The 14,086-nt window shown below is 46.7% G+C and carries 13 protein-coding genes; 3 read left to right on the top strand and 10 right to left on the bottom strand.

Annotation, left to right across the window (positions count from 1 at the left end; translation table 11 throughout):
- Nucleotides 1-86: 86 nt before the first annotated feature.
- On the bottom strand, nt 87-593 hold the full coding sequence (gene bcp, locus MKY99_RS03115; RefSeq protein WP_339268604.1) for a thioredoxin-dependent thiol peroxidase: 507 nt from the start codon (nt 591-593) through the stop codon (nt 87-89).
- Between the two features lie 66 nt (nt 594-659).
- Here bcp and MKY99_RS03110 point away from each other — a divergent pair, with 66 nt between their 5' ends.
- Both MKY99_RS03110 and MKY99_RS03105 read left to right on the top strand, forming a co-directional pair.
- Nucleotides 660-1,712 (top strand): LCP family protein, encoded by a 1,053-nt coding sequence (locus MKY99_RS03110; protein WP_076301084.1) that lies wholly within the window; start codon nt 660-662, stop codon nt 1,710-1,712.
- A gap of 122 nt (nt 1,713-1,834) precedes the next feature.
- A complete protein-coding gene (locus MKY99_RS03105) occupies nt 1,835-3,151 on the top strand; it encodes a glutamate-1-semialdehyde 2,1-aminomutase (RefSeq protein ID WP_339268602.1) in 1,317 nt (438 codons plus the stop codon).
- A gap of 75 nt (nt 3,152-3,226) precedes the next feature.
- On the opposite strand, the gene MKY99_RS03100 is transcribed toward MKY99_RS03105, so the two are convergent.
- From MKY99_RS03100 to MKY99_RS03060, 9 genes are all read right to left on the bottom strand, one after another.
- Nucleotides 3,227-3,847 carry a hypothetical protein gene (locus tag MKY99_RS03100; RefSeq protein WP_339268600.1) on the bottom strand — a complete coding sequence of 207 codons (621 nt, stop codon included), beginning with the start codon at nt 3,845-3,847 and terminating at the stop codon, nt 3,227-3,229.
- A gap of 176 nt (nt 3,848-4,023) precedes the next feature.
- A complete protein-coding gene (gene def, locus MKY99_RS03095; protein ID WP_042193240.1) occupies nt 4,024-4,575 on the bottom strand; it encodes a peptide deformylase in 552 nt (183 codons plus the stop codon).
- Nucleotides 4,576-4,675: 100 nt separating this feature from the next.
- Nucleotides 4,676-5,968, bottom strand: coding sequence for a stalk domain-containing protein (locus MKY99_RS03090; RefSeq protein WP_076300172.1), 1,293 nt, complete (start codon nt 5,966-5,968; stop codon nt 4,676-4,678).
- A 127-nt stretch (nt 5,969-6,095) separates the two neighbouring features.
- The gene (locus MKY99_RS03085; RefSeq protein WP_076285870.1) at nt 6,096-6,356 is read right to left on the bottom strand and encodes a hypothetical protein; all 261 of its coding nucleotides are present in this window, start codon (nt 6,354-6,356) and stop codon (nt 6,096-6,098) included.
- Nucleotides 6,357-6,371: 15 nt separating this feature from the next.
- Complete coding sequence (locus MKY99_RS03080; protein WP_042184672.1) at nt 6,372-7,256, bottom strand: inositol monophosphatase family protein; 885 nt, start codon at nt 7,254-7,256, stop codon at nt 6,372-6,374.
- A 237-nt stretch (nt 7,257-7,493) separates the two neighbouring features.
- Entirely contained in the window at nt 7,494-8,501 is a 1,008-nt protein-coding gene (uvsE, locus tag MKY99_RS03075; RefSeq protein ID WP_339244634.1) for a UV DNA damage repair endonuclease UvsE, read from the bottom strand.
- Nucleotides 8,498-8,815 carry a hypothetical protein gene (locus tag MKY99_RS03070; RefSeq protein ID WP_042123954.1) on the bottom strand — a complete coding sequence of 106 codons (318 nt, stop codon included), beginning with the start codon at nt 8,813-8,815 and terminating at the stop codon, nt 8,498-8,500. The genes uvsE and MKY99_RS03070 overlap by 4 nt, the downstream gene beginning before the upstream one ends.
- Nucleotides 8,816-8,862: 47 nt before the next feature.
- A complete protein-coding gene (locus MKY99_RS03065) occupies nt 8,863-9,954 on the bottom strand; it encodes a D-alanine--D-alanine ligase (RefSeq protein ID WP_339268597.1) in 1,092 nt (363 codons plus the stop codon).
- Between the two features lie 22 nt (nt 9,955-9,976).
- Nucleotides 9,977-11,011 carry an amidase domain-containing protein gene (locus tag MKY99_RS03060; protein ID WP_339271476.1) on the bottom strand — a complete coding sequence of 345 codons (1,035 nt, stop codon included), beginning with the start codon at nt 11,009-11,011 and terminating at the stop codon, nt 9,977-9,979.
- 267 nt (nt 11,012-11,278) lie between these two features.
- Here MKY99_RS03060 and acnA point away from each other — a divergent pair, with 267 nt between their 5' ends.
- Nucleotides 11,279-14,020 (top strand): aconitate hydratase AcnA, encoded by a 2,742-nt coding sequence (acnA, locus tag MKY99_RS03055; RefSeq protein ID WP_042184665.1) that lies wholly within the window; start codon nt 11,279-11,281, stop codon nt 14,018-14,020.
- Nucleotides 14,021-14,086: the final 66 nt, after the last annotated feature.

The following is a 14,086-nucleotide window of genomic DNA, read 5'->3' as shown; positions in this document are numbered from 1 at the left end:
CAATTATGAGGAAACTATATCATGACAACACCTTATGAAAGCTGTTAAAAATGTAACAGACTTTTACAAAAAGTTATTAACAAACTTTATGATTTGGAAATCCCTGCTATGGCAGATGCTACATGACCTTTCACTCGTACTTTCCGCCATTCTTCCACTAAGATCCCCTGCTCATCGATCAGAAAAGTAGAGCGTACAATGCCCATGAATTCTCTACCATAGAGCTTCTTAAGCTGCCATACACCGAACATTTCACTGACCTTATGATCCTCATCAGACAACAGTGGAAAGGGTAGACTGTTCTTCTCCGTAAATCTCATATGCGAAGCTAAAGGATCTGGACTGATGCCTAAAACAACCGCACCAAGCGTAGTAATCTGATCATGGGCGTCCCGGAATTCGCAGGCCTCCTGCGTACAGGCTGGTGTCATATTTTTAGGATAAAAATATAAAATGACCTTTCGGCCCAGGTAATCACTTAAACTAACCTCTTGCCCGTTGGAAGACGGAAGAGTGAAATGCGGTACTTTTTGTCCAATAGCTACTACGTTCAAGTTATATCCACTCCTTCTTGATATTGGAGGATCGAGCATGAATTGCGCGTATCCCCAAAAGAAATTATAATGTAGGGAATGTGAATGCGAAAGGAAGAACGAGAAATGCCACCTAGAAAGAAAAGGCACGCAAAGACTGGTAAGTCAAAAAAGAAACCGCTGCTTTGGACACTGGCCATTATACTCCTCCTTATTATCGGTGGAGCCATTTACTACTTTACATCCATCTACACTGAGCTTGGCAGCATGTCGAACACCGAGAATTCACCATTTAAGAATGCTGAAACTGTTGATGTCGACACGCCAGAACCTCCAAAATGGGAAGGTACAGAGCCTGTTAATATACTGCTAATGGGCGTAGATGCCCGCGGTGTCAAGAAGGGAGAAATTCCTCGTTCTGATACAATGCTCGTAGCCTCACTTGATCCCGTGAAGAAGAAAATCAGTGTATTCTCAATTCTTAGAGACACTTACGTTCCGATTCCAGATCACGGCGAAAAACGTATTAATTCAGCTATCATTTATGGACCTAACACGGCGATGCAGACTGTAAGCGATCTGCTCGGCATCCCGATTCAATATTATGTCTACACGGACTTCCAAGGATTCATCAAGCTAGTAGATGCCGTTGGTGGTGTAGATTATGAAGTCGAGAAAGATATGGTGTACAAGACCATTGCAGATGGTCCCGAGTATGACATTGATCTTAAAAAAGGATATCAGCATCTCGACGGTAATAAAGCTCTGCAATATGTACGTTTTCGACATGACGCTACCTCCGACTTCACTCGGACCGAGCGCCAGCGTGCTTTTCTCAAGGTTGTGGCTGACAAGCTGATCAAGACCACATCCATAATCAAGCTACCGAATATCCTGTCTCAAGTTACGCCTTATATCGAAACTAATCTGACAGTAAATGATATGTGGAAGCTTGCAACCGTTGGGTACGATAGTACCATGGGCGGTAGTGAGCAAATTCCGCCAATGGATCTGCTCAAAGAGGAAACTACAAGTGACGGATCGCAGGTTATAGGCATTCGCAGTGAGAAAAAATTAAAGGAATTTGTTCAGGATACCTTAAATGGCCCTGAGCCAACGCCTACACCTTCAAGTTCACCAGAGACTACTTCAAATAGTAACACTAGCGGAACCCAATAAAGATCTGACAAGCAACGTTCACAAGTAGACACTACAGGCAATGGTATAATACGGGCGGACAGCGGAAACACCGTTGTTCGCCCGTTGCCATGAGCACCAACAATCGAAAGGATGATCACATTATGAATCGTTCCACATCTGAGCAACTTTATCACGAAGCCCTTCAACATATCGTTGGAGGTGTAAATAGCCCTTCCCGCTCTTTTAAAGCCGTTGGAGGCGGAGCACCTGTATTTATGAAACGTGCCAGCGGATCTCACTTCTGGGATGTAGATGGCAATGAATATATCGACTATCTCCAAGCCTATGGACCGATCATTACCGGCCATGCTCACCCACATATAACGAAGGCAATTACCACTGCAGCTGAGAATGGTGTTCTTTACGGAACCCCAACAGAGCTCGAAATTAAGCTTGCTAAAATGCTTAAAGAAGCTATTCCGTCTATGGATAAAGTCCGGTTTGTCAATTCAGGCACAGAAGCGGTTATGACTACCATTCGTGTCGCTCGTGCTTATACAAAGCGCAGTAAAATCGTAAAATTCGCTGGCTGTTATCACGGCCACTCTGATCTAGTGCTCGTAGCAGCAGGATCCGGGCCTTCTACGCTTGGCATTCCAGATAGTGCCGGCGTTCCTAGCAGTATTGCACAGGAAGTAATCACTGTTCCGTTTAATGATCTGGAAAGCCTGCAAGAGGCACTAGAAAAATGGGGCGAAGATGTCGCCGCTGTAATGGTTGAACCGATCGTCGGTAATTTCGGTATGGTGATGCCGAAGCCCGGATTCCTCGAAGGGCTCTGTAAGCTGGCTCATGCTAACGGCTCACTCGTTATTTATGACGAAGTCATTACGGCCTTCCGCTTCCATTATGGTTCCACACAGACATATGCAGGACTGGATAACCATGAAGACATTACTCCTGACCTTACAGCACTCGGCAAAATCATCGGTGGCGGTCTACCGATCGGCGCGTACGGCGGACGTAAGCATGTGATGGAACAAGTAGCCCCACTAGGACCGGCATACCAAGCGGGAACAATGGCGGGAAATCCTGCTTCCATTTCCGCAGGGATCGCCTGTCTGGAAGTGCTGAGCGCAGAAGGCGTATATGATGAGATGGAACGGCTTGCGATCCGCCTTGTCGGCGGTCTTCAGGAATCCGCTGACCGTCATGGCATTCCACTGACGATCAACCGCATCCGTGGTTCATTCTCTACTCATTTCTGTAAGCATCCAGTTACAAATTACGATGAGGCACAGGATACAGATGGCGAATTGTTCGGTAGCTTCTTCCGTCACATGTTGAACCGAGGAATTAACCTCGCCCCTTCGAAATATGAAGCTTGGTTCCTAACGACAGCACATACCGATGCAGATATCGACGCTACGCTGATTGCAGCAGAAGAATCATTCCGCGCTATGGCGGCTGAGAAATAAGACGTTATTTACAGCCACTAAACATACTAAAACCTACCACCAAGCTTCTGGTGGTAGGTTTTTTTTGCATAGGCACTATTCGAAGTCAATTTGCTTGTCCAATATAATCTCTGTCATGGCAGGTCCAAACATTTGGTCTCCTCCGGGTATTAAGGCAAATTGAACCGTATCCAGATCCGCTGGCAGCGGTGGCGAGACCAAGAACTGCATTTGTGTATGAGCTCCTCCTCCGTGACCTCTATGCGGCTGGATTTCATAGGCTGCCTCACTCAAAATCTCCAATGATAGAGCCGGTCTAAGATGAACGTGCTCCACTGTTTCTTTTAAATACTTAATCTCCACAGTAACTATACTGAGCGTTTCATACTGCATAGCATGTGTAAGTGTATACTCGCAATCTTCGAGGACTGTCCGCTTCACAATTGGAAGTACGCCGAGCAGTAAACCGGGCTCTTCCCAATATTTCCGTCTGGGCACAGCCTCATTCAGACTGTGTATATACTGTACAATCTGAGAAGTGTCCATCTCGAATCTAGTTGACCATTCCTCAAGGAGCTCACTTTCGGGGGAGAACCGTTTTTTGCCTGTTATAGCTTTACGTTCCTGAATCAGAGTCAAAATATGCTCATCAATCTTCTTAACCTCATCATTGTATTCGTTGACCACGCCTCTTATTGGCATTCTACCCCAACCCATTTAATAACCTCCTTCTGATAATAAAGTTACTTTCTACCCATTAGCTATATGGTACCTCATGTGGATTAATTTGTAAAATATTCGAAATCTTTCAATCTTGCAGATAGCAAAAAAAAGCATGTGTCCCTCAGCTTTATGCTGCAAGACCACACGCTTTATGATTCAGAGATTTTCTTTTACTCGTACAAGTTACGGATTTCCACTCCCTGAGGAAGCTTGAATGGATTTTCCTTGTTGATTCGGTCGTAGAACATGATCCCATCGAGATGATCAATCTCATGCTGGATGATGATGGCTTGGTAGCCCTTAAATTTAAGGACCACTTCCTTCCCCTCAAGATCATATCCCTTTACCTTCACAGATTCATAACGAGGTACAAAACCATGCACCGGTCGATCAACGGACAGACACCCCTCGCTCTCCGGTAAGTACACCATGGTTAGTGAGTGACTGATGATCTTAGGGTTAACCCAAGCATGCTCTACAATCCTCCCTCTCTCGTCCGTAGAATACATCACGAACATACGCTTCAACAGTCCGATTTGATTCGCCGACAGACCTACGCCAGAGCGTAAATTGTATTCTTCGGAAATCTCCGGGTCCTGGCTGTTCTTCAGAAACTGAAGCATACATTGCAGAGTCTCACGATCCTCCTCCTGTAGAGGAAGCTCCACTGGTTGAGCTACTGTACGAAGTACGGGATGACCTTCCCGTACAATATCATCCATAGTGATGATATATTCAGCACTAAATTTTGAACTAGACAATATTCCATCCACCTTTGCCTTACGGGCTTAATTTAAAGTACCTATGATATATTATGCAGATTTATGGATTTATGAAAGCCGTTCGCAGTTTGCTACTATAATTAACATCAAATCCAAGTCCGGTCGCCAATGCGGCAAGGGGAAGATAAGTTTTATCTTCTTTGCCTACCTTTTGCAGAAAAGCAGGGGTATCAATGGCTACATTCTGTCCATTCACCTTAATAAATTTGCTACCGATCGTGATTACAACCGTCCGGCCACCGTATTCAATAGTCGCACTGGAGGTCTTATTATCCCACTTTCCGTTAGCGCCTACGGCATTTAGAATATCTTTAAGCGCCAAAAAGTTCTGACCATTCTTAAGGATGGGCTTATTCGGCGTATTTAACTCTACACCCTTTACAACAATCGACATCGGTAAAGTATCCGTAGCCATCGCCGCTACAGTGGGAATGCGGTATTCCCCCCATTGTAATTCAGCAAATACTTTTGCAATGGTCTCGTATCCAAGCTGCGTAGGGTGAAAATCCGCTTGTCCTGCCCCGATAATATGCGTGAGTGATCCCTCTGAGCCGGCAAACTTTGCCGCTACATGAGCTACTACTACCTTTGCTCCCTCTTGATTCATACTTGCAGCCACACGATCTGCCGAATCCGTAAATTTCGCTGCTGCGGTCATCAATTTAGTGTACATCGCACCAAGAGCGATCTTAGGAGCAGGCTGGTATTGGTCAGCCAATATAATTGTTGCTTGAGGATTTATCGCACGAATATTCTCAAGACTCGCCTTCACATTCGTATTGTAATCCGCTAGCTTCTGCTCCAGCTGAGATTCAAAATCTGTATCTGTCAGCTCCTTCACCTGTAAGAAAAGACGGCTTACATCATTCCCGCCAATTGTAATCGTAATCAGATCGGCTTCCTTCAGCTCTGATGCGATCTGCGGGGTTAACTTTACGAATTGGTCAATCCGCGGATCTGGAAGACCTGACTGAATACCTTCAGCGGTAATCGCTGAGCCGTCCTTGATGGCTCCAGTGTAATTACGTAATCCAGCAGTGGTCAATCCAAGAATACCATAATTGGTAAGCTCGCTCCGGCCATGATACCACCCCTGCTCCAGTAGTCGCTCCGCATAACCGTAAGGCTTGGTATTCACATCCGTCATTCCCGGCTCGTATCCGGCAGTAATCGAATCGCCAAGAGCTACGATGCGAAAGACATCCTGACTTGCATCTTGTGTTATAGACGTGTCAGCTGCATTTGCCGATCCGGCACCTACGCCAATCAGCACAGATAACAAAAGCATACTGCTTGTGCTAGCTGCTAAAATTCTTCTCCACTTACTTAGCATCGTATCCCTCCCAAAATGTTCTAATTCTCATTCTACCATCCCTGATAGCAACGCAAAAGAGCGGCCTCCCATATTCGGGAAACCGCTCTGAACATCACAATTATTATCACAGCTAGAAACGAATGTCTTATTCTTTATTTGAATCCTCTTGTGAATTCAAATGTTTCCCGGCACGTTCCAGATATTTATCATAACGATCGTCTAGTTCATGTCCAATCTTACGATACCGCAGCGTCTCCTCCACAATAGGATCCATTGTGGTCTGGATACGAATTTCATACTTCGGAGAGATCTCACGGATTTCTTTAGCTATACGGTCACCCTGTTCCATCTCACCATCAACCAACATTTCGCTTAGCTTGCGTTCCAGATCATCCTTCTCGCTCATGATGCATCGTCCTCCCTAAAGCTTATATCCTGTTGCTTCAGCATTCTTCAGTGACGAAACCAAGTATTCGTGAATATGACCATTACTTGCTACTATATGACGAGTGCCAATATCGTATGGACGCCCAAGCGTATCCGTAATTCTGCCCCCTGATTCAAGCACTAGCAGCACTCCTGCTGCGCAATCCCAAGGGCTTAAGCCTACTTCCCAGTATCCATCTACCCGACCTGCTGCCACATAAGCCAAGTGTAGAGCAGCTGAACCTCCTGCGCGAATACCACGAATCTGCGGAAGAATGCTCTGCAGTCCTGCCATATTTACAGGTTGCGCAAATTCACGGTCCGGCGGAAAGCCCATTGCAATCAAGCTGTCTCCAAAAACGTCCTCTGTAGAGACTGCGGTAGGAACACCATGCATGTAGGCTCCCTTACCTTTTTCTGCAACGAACATTTCATCACGAATCGGATCGTAAATTACCCCCACCGTTAATTCTCCACGAATCACTAAAGCAATGGAGACACAGTAAAAAGGAAATCCGTGTACAAAATTAGTCGTACCATCTACAGGATCTACAATCCACAGATATTCATGCTCACGAGCTTCTTCCAATGCAGCGGTTGCTGCTGCTGCTCCCGGGGAAACGCCTTCCTCACCGAGGATCGCATGATCTGGATAATGTGTCAGGATCAACCTGCGAATCATCTGTTCAACGCCTTTATCTACTTCCGTGACCAGATCCTGTGCCGATGTCTTTGTATTAAGTTCCTTCACCAGGCCCTGTCTGCTTTTTATCCATTCTCCTGCTTTGGCAGCAGCATTAATGGCTACCGCCGTATGTCCCTTGCTTGTTACTACATAGGGTTCACGTTCTTTCTTACCCTCTGGTTTTAAAGGACTCATATCTTCACTCCGCTTCCTTGAACATAATCGCCATTGGCATGAAATTTAAAGCAATCCTATTCACAATACCGTTCACTACGCCAAAACGTTCTCAAAGTTCCGCCATAAGGGATACCCATCTCTATGTTCCCTTGAATGTTAATCGTAATAAAGTTTCATTCAACGTACCCTATTTCAAGTTACATATCAAGTCATGATAGGGCCCGTATTCGGGACCTATCGCCTTATTTTCATTGTTTAAGGTTCGATATTCACACTTGCCCCATTTAATACAGAAATTCCGTTACCGGCATCAGCCAGCTCCTTCATTGCTTCCATCAATCCAAATAACGCACCATCTTTTAGTTTTGCCTCAATCATAACATCAATAGCAGGGGTATCTGCAGCTATCCGCTTTAAAAAAGCTACTAATGGCGCAGGCTCCACACCATCTGCATGGCTGCGTGGATCAGACGGACTGCGCGGACTAGATACATGAATCTTAGGCGGGAAAAGCTCTCCAGATGGAACATCCTTCTGTGCAAGCTCGCTCCGCCATGTCTGCTGAATGTCAGGCCACAGCTCCCAAGGGAGCTCTCCTTCATTATTCACCCATTGATGGTGAATATCCAGCACCATCGGCAGGCCTACGTTCTGGCAGACTGCCAGTGTCTCCGGGGCTGTGAAGGTCTTATCATCATTCTCCAGCGTAATACGTGCCTGCAGCGCTGCTGGTAGCTCGCGGAAATGCTTCTCAAACCGCTTGGCTGCCACCGGCTTGTCCCCATAGGCTCCGCCAATATGAATATTGTTCTTCGCCATAGCAGGAAGTCCCATGGCATTCAGCATGTCCGTGTGGTGCTGCAAATCCCGGATGGAACTTACTAGCACCTCAGGACGGGGTGTACTAAGCACTGTAAAGTGATCTGGATGAAAAGACACCCGCATCCCATGCTTTTTCACATATTGCCCCACTTCCGCGAATTCCTCAGCGAGCGCAGCAAACGGATTCCAATCCTGTAAATCAGGATGCGTCGCCAGAGGAATCAACTTGGAAGTGAGACGGTACACGAAGATGTCCGAACCCACATTATGCTTCATTAGTCGCAGCGTATTGTGCAGATTCATCCGAGCGAGGTTCTCCAAACGCCGAAGTGCCGCTTCACGGTCATCCAGCTTCTTGAAGGAGGCCATCGTCATAGTCTTGGATGGTGAGCAGTCTTTGATAACGGTGGACATCGCTACATATCCAAAACGGACAATCATCCCTGCGCTCCAAAAAACATTTCATCTGCTAGTGCAGTTTGCACTTTTGATTCTTCTTCATTCAATTTACGCACGAGTTCCATTTCGACCGCTGTAACCTCATGCCCCTGAAAATTAATCTCTGCGATCGAGGCTGAGATTTTGACGATCGCTACAGCTACATTCTCAGGTGTGTAGGCAATCACCTTCTGACCCGTCGGATACACGCGAAAGCCCTGCTTCACCATTTTGGTACGCCCATACTCCAGCAGCTCGTACAGCTCTTGTTCATTCTTGAACTTACAGACGGAATTGAATTCAGTTTGAAAACCCATATTTCGTCGCCCCTTTCCAGTCGGGATGAACCCGCTAGTAGCTTCAATTACTCGTTGTCATACTTAAGACCTTGTTTGAAATTATAGCGCTCTAAGGCTAACTCAATCATACGGTCTAACAGAGCTCTATAGGATACACCTGTCTCACGCCACAATAGCGGATACATGCTGTAAGGAGTGAAGCCAGGCATCGTATTCACTTCGTTAATTAGAATTTTACCATCCGATCTCCGCAGGAAGAAGTCCGCCCGGGTAATCCCGCTACCCTCAATCGCTCTAAAAGCGGTTATCGCGGACTCCCGCAAACGATCAGCAACTTCAGAATCTACTGACGCAGGAATCATCATTTGCGATTTACCGTCCGTATATTTAGCTGCGTAGTCATAATATTCTCCAGAAGAAACGATTTCACCCGGAACAGAGGCCTCTGGCTCATCATTTCCGAGCACACCGACCTCTACCTCACGAGCATCCACGAATTCCTCAATAATGACTTTGGTGTCATAACGGAAGGCGAAATCTATAGCTTTTACAAGACTTTCCTTATCAGAGGCCTTAGAAATACCTACACTTGAGCCCAGATTAGCAGGCTTTACGAATACTGGATATCCCAGTTTATCCTCTACACCCACAATCAACTCATGGCTTTTTCTTTTCCAAGCGCTGATGTTAAAATAACAATATTCACATTGATCCAGACCTGCATCAGCGAATAGCTTCTTCATAACAACCTTATCCATCCCTGCCGAAGAGGCAAGAACACCAGCCCCAATATAAGGAATATTCGCCATTTCGAACAACCCTTGAATTGTTCCGTCCTCGCCATACGTGCCGTGCAGCAGTGGGAACATAACGTCCACCGCTTTATCCGCACCGGATAGTCCACTAAATACTACATTCAGGGCTGTGCCCATATCTTCCGTTGCATCTGAAAGCTTGAGCTGCTCTACCTCACTATAAGGTGCCGATAACGTCTCTCCGACTTTCCACAAGCCCTGTTTTGAAATATAAAACGGGATAATCTCATATTTATCGTAATCAAATGAGTTCATCACGGCAAAAGCCGTCTGTAAAGATACCTCATGTTCTCCGGATTTGCCCCCGTACACCAGCCCTACGGTTAGTTTTGCGTTCCCCATACCTTTATAACCTCTTTCTGTCTTATAAATAGTCGTTAATATGAAAAAAACGGTATTTCGTTTGATCCGTCCATGCGTAGGAATCACGATAGTCCCAGAAGCGATGACGACTGCTAACTGTACGTGCATTCACAAGCGGCATGCCACCAGCATCAAAGGCTGTGACGATCGTGCTGTGCTGATATTGCCCGTTACCATCCCAGTCATATTGAATGATATCGCCCAGCATCAATTGCTCCGGCCGCTCCATGACTTCCGCACGCAAGCCACTGCTCCGGCTAACGCTCAAATAGCGCTGCAGACTGTCTGATACAGCCCAGCTATAACTCCACCATTCTTGTTTTCCTTGGTAGCCTTTGTACCACCAACCCGTTTCTCTTTTACCAGTATAGTTGATAGGCGCGCCCCCTGCAAAGAGGCATTGGGACACATAATTCGTACAATCTACCTCAAATGTTTCGAACTCCGGATTCCCGTCTTTCCACCAACGATCTGCATAAGCCACTGCTTCTTCACGGTTGTATCGAACCTCTCTTGAGCCCGAGATCTCACCAAGAATATTCCGGTTTAGAAGGGGCTGTGATGGCAGCGGAGCAGGCAAAGCTTCCCCCCATTTGGACAACCTGCCTGATAACTCCGCCTCAGCTCTATGAACTGTATTCCTTTCGGGAATGGTTCGTTCTATAGCAGCGATTTCCCAGCCCCCTCCGTCCCGCACAAAGGTCAACCGCTCCAGCTCAACCCTATCCTCGCGGTGGTTAACGCCTCCTTTTTCATAATAAAGTGCACTATGCAGCGTAACCTCTGCTACCACCTCAGTCGGAGTCTGCCGGACGGTCCGTAAAGTCTTTACACCTGTTTCCCCACGCAGCGGAGTGATCCCACGAGCGGTATACCATTCAGCGATGCGGCGTGCACGTTCCCCTTGCTCCACCAGAAAACGTGGATCTTTAACGGATACGGAAACTGTTTGTGATGAGGACTTAGGTTCCACCCTGGCCTTATTCACTTGATCTACATATACATATAGACTCTGCTTCCACTGCTGTTCCATTATACTCGCACCCCTTCATTCCCTTTTAACTACTGCTCTATGTATATGAAAGGAAACAGGCCGCTATACAGATCGCTTCAATTTACATGGTAGGGCATATGCTTTGCTTATAGCTTACGTTTTAGAGGTAACTCTAAATGGTTTCAGAAATGCGATATTCAGGCTTTATATATAGGAAAAAAAACTTTACTCCCCTCTTTGTAACCGTTATAATTAAATAACATGCAATGTGAAATTGAGTTTCAATAGATGAAACAAGGAGGCGCACATATGCCAAGCAAGGATCATTTCTCGTTGGCCCGCACCCTGGAATCAGGTGGCAAATCTTATCGCTATTATGATCTTAACTCCCTTGAGGAACAAGGATTGGGCTCTATCTCTTCCCTTCCTTTCTCGATCAAAGTATTACTTGAGGCGGCTGTTCGTCAATTTGACGGACGGGCGATTACAGAAGAACATGTGAAACAATTGGCTGATTGGTCAGGCGACATTGATCGCAATAAAGAAATTCCGTTTATCCCTGCTCGTATCGTACTTCAGGACTTTACCGGTGTTCCGGTAGTCGTAGATCTGGCAGCTATGCGTGACACCGTAAAGAAAGCCGGCGGAGATCCTAAACAGATCAACCCGCTCGTTCCCGTTGACCTTGTAATTGACCACTCTGTTATGGTTGATGCTTTCGGTACGGCAGACGCTTTGGAATACAATATGAACGTGGAGTTTGAGCGCAACGAGGAACGCTACCGTTTCCTTCGCTGGGCACAGACCGCTTTCAATAATTTCCGTGCAGTTCCTCCAGCTACCGGTATCGTGCATCAGGTGAATTTGGAGTATTTGGCTTCCGTAGCCACCACTAAAACTATCGATGGTGAAACTGTCGTTTATCCAGATTCCCTTGTTGGAACGGACTCCCACACTACGATGATCAATGGACTTGGTGTTGTGGGCTGGGGTGTAGGCGGTATTGAAGCTGAAGCAGGTATGCTCGGACAACCGCTCTATTTTGTTACACCAGATGTAGTGGGCTTCAAGCTTACAGGCAGTCTTATCGAAGGGGCTACAGCAACAGACTTGGCACTGACAGTGACTGAAATGTTGCGTAAAAAGGGCGTAGTCGGCAAATTCGTCGAATTCTACGGTCCTGGTCTTGCTAACATCAGTCTTGCTGACCGGGCAACGGTTGCTAACATGGCGCCAGAATACGGAGCAACGATCGGTTTCTTCCCTGTAGATGAAGAGACACTTGCTTATCTTCGCAGCACAGGTCGTCCAGATGATCTGGTAGAGCTCGTTGAGTCTTATTACAAAGCACAAGGCATGTTCCGCACTTCGAATACGCCAGATCCTGAGTTCAGCGATGTAATTGAACTTGACCTAGCTTCTGTCGTTCCAAGCTTGGCTGGACCAAAACGTCCGCAAGACCGGATCGAACTTACGCATATGAAAGAAAATTTCGAAGGTATTATCCGTACACCTGTAGACAAAGGCGGTTACGGTCTCAGCGATGAGAAAATCGCCCAAGCTGTAGAAATAGAACATAAAAATGGCACCAAAAGCAAGCTAAGTACAGGCGCGGTCGTGATCGCAGCGATTACAAGCTGTACGAATACTTCCAACCCTAGCGTTATGCTTGGTGCAGGTCTTTTGGCGAAAAAAGCTGTGGAACGTGGTCTGACCAAACCAGCTTACGTTAAGAGCAGCTTGACTCCTGGATCTTTGGTAGTTACTGAATATTTGGAAAAAGCAGACCTGCTGAAGCCACTCGAAGCACTGGGCTTCTACTTGGCGGGATATGGCTGTGCTACTTGTATCGGTAACTCCGGTCCATTGCCTGAAGAGGTTAGCCAAGCCATCACTGATAACGATATGACCGTAGCTGCTGTAATCTCCGGTAACCGTAACTTTGAAGGCCGCGTACATGCTCAGGTCAAAGCCAACTACTTGGCTTCACCGCCGCTCGTAGTTGCTTACGCACTGGCTGGCACTGTAAATATCGATTTACAGACTGAACCGCTCGGATTTGATCCACAAGGTGAACCAGTATTCCTGAAGGATATTTGGCCAACTACTGCTGAAATTCGTGAAGCAATCGGCCTCTCCCTTAGTCCGGAGATGTTCCGTCGTAAATACGAGAATGTATTCACTGCTAATGAACGTTGGAATTCTATCCCTGTTCCACAAGGCGAACTGTATGAGTGGGATGATAATTCCACGTATATTCAGAATCCGCCATTCTTTGAGCATCTGGCAGACGGTCTGGGAGACATCAAGGATATCAAGGATGCACGCGTTCTGGCGTTGCTTGCTGATTCCGTAACGACCGACCATATCTCACCTGCAGGTAATATCTCTACCTCTGGTCCTGCCGGCGAATATTTACGCGATCATGGTGTAGAACGTGCAGACTTCAACTCCTACGGCTCACGCCGCGGAAATCATGAAGTCATGATGCGTGGTACATTCGCTAATATTCGGATTCGTAACGCAGTAGCTCCAGGTACAGAAGGCGGAGTTACAACCTTCCTGCCAAGCGATGAAGTCATGTCCATCTATGACGCTTCCATGCTGTATCAGGACGCTGGACAGAATCTCATCGTTATCGCCGGTAAAGAATACGGCACAGGAAGCTCACGTGACTGGGCTGCCAAGGGCACGCTTCTGTTGGGTGTTAAAGCTGTTATCGCTGAGAGCTTTGAGCGGATTCACCGCAGCAATCTGGTTGGTATGGGTGTGCTTCCACTGCAATTCCAGGAAGGCCACGGCTGGAGCAGCTTGGGACTGACCGGACGCGAGACCTTCAACATTACCGGTCTCGATAACGAGGTGACGCCAAGCCAAGATCTAACTGTTACCGCCACCCGTGAAGACGGTACTCAGTTCGATTTCCCTGTCACAGCACGCCTCGACAGTACGGTTGATATTGATTACTATCGCAATGGTGGTATTCTACAAACTGTACTTCGCCAAATGCTGGCGGATGCCACAGATTCTTCGGCTGTATCTGTAGAATAGGTTTATCGCAAGACGCACAAGGGAGTGCTCTCTGGCCATTAAGGCTAGAGACACTCCCTTGTCTTA

This window comes from Paenibacillus sp. FSL R5-0470, assembly GCF_037975205.1.
Taxonomy (GTDB): domain Bacteria; phylum Bacillota; class Bacilli; order Paenibacillales; family Paenibacillaceae; genus Paenibacillus_AQ.
The sequence above is the reverse complement of the archived record's forward strand: the minus strand, read 5'-3'. Positions and strand labels throughout refer to the sequence as shown.